The 4,391-nt window shown below is 73.8% G+C and carries 3 protein-coding genes; 2 read left to right on the plus strand and 1 reads right to left on the minus strand.

All coding sequences use genetic code 11. The features are described 5' to 3' along the window. Nucleotides 1–1,458, minus strand: a 1,458-nt coding sequence (locus tag AB0L40_RS26810; protein ID WP_364361710.1) for an FAD-dependent oxidoreductase, incomplete at its 3' end; no start/stop codon positions are given. Nucleotides 1,459–1,745: 287 nt separating this feature from the next. On the opposite strand from AB0L40_RS26810, the gene AB0L40_RS26815 reads away from it, so the two are divergent. Together AB0L40_RS26815 and AB0L40_RS26820 are read left to right on the plus strand one after the other, a co-directional pair. Next, nucleotides 1,746–3,257 carry an FAD-dependent oxidoreductase gene (locus AB0L40_RS26815; RefSeq protein ID WP_364361712.1) on the plus strand — a complete coding sequence of 504 codons (1,512 nt, stop codon included), beginning with the start codon at nucleotides 1,746–1,748 and terminating at the stop codon, nucleotides 3,255–3,257. A gap of 5 nt (nucleotides 3,258–3,262) precedes the next feature. Next, nucleotides 3,263–4,391 (plus strand): neutral/alkaline non-lysosomal ceramidase N-terminal domain-containing protein (locus tag AB0L40_RS26820; RefSeq protein ID WP_364361714.1); only part of this gene is annotated, 1,129 nt, incomplete at its 3' end.

Here is a 4,391-nt window from a genome sequence, read left to right on the forward strand (position 1 = left end):
CGCCACGGCGTAGTGGCGCAGGTCCGGGTACCGGGTCCGTGCCCAGCGCTCGGAGTCCGCGGTGGCGTGGGCGACCTGGGTCATCTCGTCGACGTCGACGAGTTTGACGCGGGGGCGGCCCTGCGGCTCGCCGAGGGCCTGCTCGTGGGCGTCGATGCGCAGCCAGCCGGCGAAGTCGACGTGGTCGGGCGCGTTCTGCGCGACGAGCTCGGCGATGTCGGACTCGTCCGTGGGCACGGTGAGCTTGCCGGCGGCGTGATCGGCGGCGAGCTCGGCGATCGTGTCGTTGGCGCACTTCTTGTTGGTGCCGATGATGCCGGAGGGGCCGCGCTTGATCCAGCCGGCGGTGTAGAGGCCGGGGACGGGTTCGCCCGATTCCTGGTCGATGACGCGGCCGTCGAGGTTGTCGATCGTGGCGCGTTGCTCGTCGAACGGGACGCCGGGGAGGGGGCGGCCGCGGTAGCCGATGGAGCGCAGGATCAGGCCGGTCTCGATCGTCTCGGTCTCCGACGTGGGGCGGGCGGAGAGCCAGCCGTCGTCGTCGGCGATCAGCTCGTTCTTGACGATCTCGATGCCTTCCACGCGGTCGGTGCCGATGATCTTCACGGGGGAGGCGAGGAACCGGAGGATGACCTTGCGGGTCTTGCCCGACGGGGTCCGCGTGGAGTATTCGGTGGCGATGTCGACGTTCTTCTGTTCGCGGGCGTCGGCGCCGTCGCGCGAGAGCCAGTTCTTGGAGCCCTCGTCGAGGTCGACGTCGGACGGCGAGACGACGATGTCGGCGTCCTCCAGCTCGCCGAGCTCGCGGAGCTCGGGGTTGGTGAACGCGGCCTGCGCGAGGCCGCGGCGGCCGAGGATCACGATCTCCTCGATCTCGCTGTTCGACAGCGCCTCGATGGCGTGGTCGGCGGTGTCGGTGACCTTGAGCTCGGCCGGCGTGAGGGCGAGCATGCGGGCGACGTCGACGGCGACGTTGCCGTTGCCGATGACCACGGCGCGCTTGGTCGAGAGGTCGAAGGTGAGGTCCTTGGCGTCGGGGTGGCCGTTGTACCAGGCGACGAAGTCGGTGGCCGCGACCGATCCGGGGAGGTCCTCGCCGGGGATCCCCAACCGGCGGTCGTGCGACGCCCCCGTGGTGTAGATCACGGCGTCGTAGCGGGCGGTGAGGTCCTCGTGCGTCAGGTCCTTGCCGACCTCGACGCCGCCGAAGAAGCGGAAGCCGTCCTTCTTGCCGACCTTCTCGTAGACGCGGGTGACGGACTTGATCTTCGGATGGTCCGGAGCGACACCGAACCGCACGAGCCCGTAGGGGGTCGGGAGCCGGTCGAACAGGTCCACGCGGACCTCGCCCTCGATCGCCTTGCCCGACAACAGCTGTGCCGCGGAGTAGAAGCCCGCCGGGCCGGCGCCGACGACGGCGACCTTCAACGGGCGGGCGGGGCTGGTCTGATCGGTCACGGAGAGTCCTCGGAGGGCGGTCGTGGTGCGGTGGCTGGCCCGGCCGGCCGCGGCGCGCGCGTCGTCGGCGGGGCGTGATCCGGGGCCCGCACGGGGCGGCGGGGCCGGTCTTCGGTAGGCCTTTCATCGTACGGGAGCGCGCCCGCGGCGTGAGACCCATACGGCATACGCGGACGCGCGCCGCCGGCACCCCCGGTGCCCGGGACGCCATCGGGCGGAACACTGGCCCTTGCACTGTCCACCTACCCGCGCGTAGGCTCGGCCTTCGTCATCCCCCGGGAGGTTTCGTGTCCGAGCGTGCAGTCACCCGTCGAGGGCTCCTGGGAGCGGGAGCCGGAGCCGCCGCGGGCGCCGCGGCCCTCACCGCCGCCGCGGACGCCGACGCCGCCAAGCCGAAGAAGGCGCCGGCCAAGCGCAAGAAGCGCCCGGCGAAGTCGAAGTCCGTCGACGTCGTCGTGGTCGGCGCCGGGATCTCCGGGCTGACGGCGGCCCGCCGGCTGGCCGCGAAGGGCACGTCGGTCGTCGTCCTCGAGGCGCGCGACCGCGTCGGCGGCCGGACGCTCAACCACGAGGTCGCCCCGGGGCGCGCCGTCGAGGCCGGCGGCGAGTACGTCGGGCCGACCCAGAACCACATCACCGCGCTCTGCAAGGAGCTCGGCGTCGGGATCTACGAGGCGTACACGAAGGGCGACAACGCCTACATCGCCGACGGTCGCGTCACGCGCTACACGGGCGACATCCCGCCGGAGCCCGGCTCGCTGCTGCAGCTCAACGAGGTTCTCAGCTCGATCGACCAGATCGCGCGGACGGTCAACCTGAACGACGTCAGCAAGACGCCGAACGCGTCGGCGCTGGAGAGCGACACCGTCGCGTCGTGGCTGCGCTCGAAGGGCGCCATCGTCGACGGCACCCGGGTCCAGCAGCTCGTGGAGTGCCTCGTCGAGCCGAGCTTCGGGGCCGGCCAGGCGGAGGTCACGCTGCTCCTCTTCGCGCGCTTCGTCGCGCACTCCGGCGACGAGAACCACGTCGGCACCGTCGAGCGGATGCTCGGCAACAAGGGCGGCGCGCAGGACTCCCGGATCCTCGGCGGTAGCCAGATCGTGTCCTTCGGGCTCGCGGAGGGCGTGCAGGTCGTCCTGAACGCGCCGGTGCGCCGCATCGAGCAGGCGAACGGCTCGGCGACCGTCGTCTCCGACCAGGGGACCTGGAAGGCGAAGAGCGTCGTCGTGGCGATCCCGCCGCCCCTGGCCGCCGCGATCCAGTTCGCCCCGGAGCTGCCGTCCGAGCACCGCCAGCTGCTGCAGCGCTCCCCGATGGGCGCGCTGATGAAGATCGAGGCCGTCTACGACAAGCCGTTCTGGCGCCAGGACGGGCTCAGCGGCGCCGCGGTCGCGGTGGACGACGGCGGGCCCGCCCGCGCGCTCTTCGACAACACGCCGCCCGAGGGCAGCCCCGGCGTCCTCTTCGGCTTCTGCGGCGGGCAGGGCTGGCGCAGGTGGAGCGGCGTGGCGCCGGCGAAGCGCAAGGCCGCGGCGCTCCAGCAGTTCGCCCGCTATACGGGCCCGCAGGCGCTCAAGCCGATCGACTACTTCGAGAAGGACTGGGGGCGCGAGCAGTGGTCGGCCGGCGGCCCCGTCGCGCTGCCCGGGCCGGGCACGCTCGCGGCCTACGGCTCGTGGATCCGCACGCCCCACGGCAACGTCCACTGGGCCGGGACCGAGACGTCCGACTACTGGGCGGGCTTCATGGACGGCGCGGTGCGGGCCGGGGAGCGCGTCGCCCGGGAGCTCGGGGCGTGACCCGCGTGAGCTCGTCGTGCCGCGTCGGTGACGCGACGCCGGCTGGTACGGAGCCGGGCGGGGCGGAGGCGACGGGACCCTTCCGCCGCCCCGACCCGGAGGCGGACGCCCCGGCCGCCGGTCGACCAGGGGCGCGCCGTCGCCTGGCGGGCCTCGTCGTCTCCGCCGTCGTCCTCGCGAGCCTCTGCGGCGCGCCCGCGGCTCTCGCCCACAGCGAGCAGGAGGAACTGGCCGAGGAGGCCTACGCCGCCAAGCACCCGGCCAAGGCCGCGGTCACGCCGATCGGCTCCGACGCCCTGCGCCTCGCCGCCCGGACCGCGCCGCCGGCCTCCTACGAGGCGACCGCGCCCGTGCCCCGCCCGCCGGCGAAGCTCCCCGCGGGCGTCCTGCGCGCCGGCGTCGGCCGCGCCGACCTGACCCCGCCGAAGGTCGGCTACTTCCTCGGCGGCTGGACCCGGGCGGACCGCGTCGGCCGCGGCGTCTCGACCCGCCTGACGACCAGCGCGATGGTCCTGGAGAAGGACGGCAAGAGGCTCGCGCTCGTGGCGATGGCGGACTTCGCCGTGCCCCAGGGGCTCCAGCAGGCGGTCGCCGCGAAGGTCGCCGACCTCGGCCTGACGGAGCGCACCGTGATCCTGTCGGCGACCCACACCCACTCGGGCACGGGCGGCTTCGCGAACGAGGAGACGCTGAACACCGCGGCGCCGGGCGCCGCGCTGATCCTGTCGAACCCGGCGAGCCTCGCCGGCCTCGTCGCGCCCTCGAAGGCCGACCCGCAGCTCTACACCTTCATCGTCGACCAGATCGCGACGGCGATCCGCCGCGCCGCCGGGTCGATGGGTCCCGCCGAGGCGGCCTGGGGCCACACGACGCTGAGCGGCCTGACGAAGAACCGCAGCCTGATCGCGCGGCTCGCGGACTTCGGGACGAGCGACCCCGCGCGGGTCCCGTACGAGCGGACGATCAACCCGAGCGTCGACGTCCTGCGCGTCGACCGGCTCGTCGGGCCGACCTGCACGACGACCGTGCGCCGGGCGGCGAAGCGCGCGACCACCGCGAGGCGGCGGGCGCGCACCGCAGCCCACGCGCTCACCCGCGCCCGGCGGACCGCCCGGTCCGCCGGGACGGCCAAGG

The organism is Patulibacter sp. NPDC049589 (genome assembly GCF_040675535.1).
Classification (GTDB): domain Bacteria; phylum Actinomycetota; class Thermoleophilia; order Solirubrobacterales; family Solirubrobacteraceae; genus Patulibacter.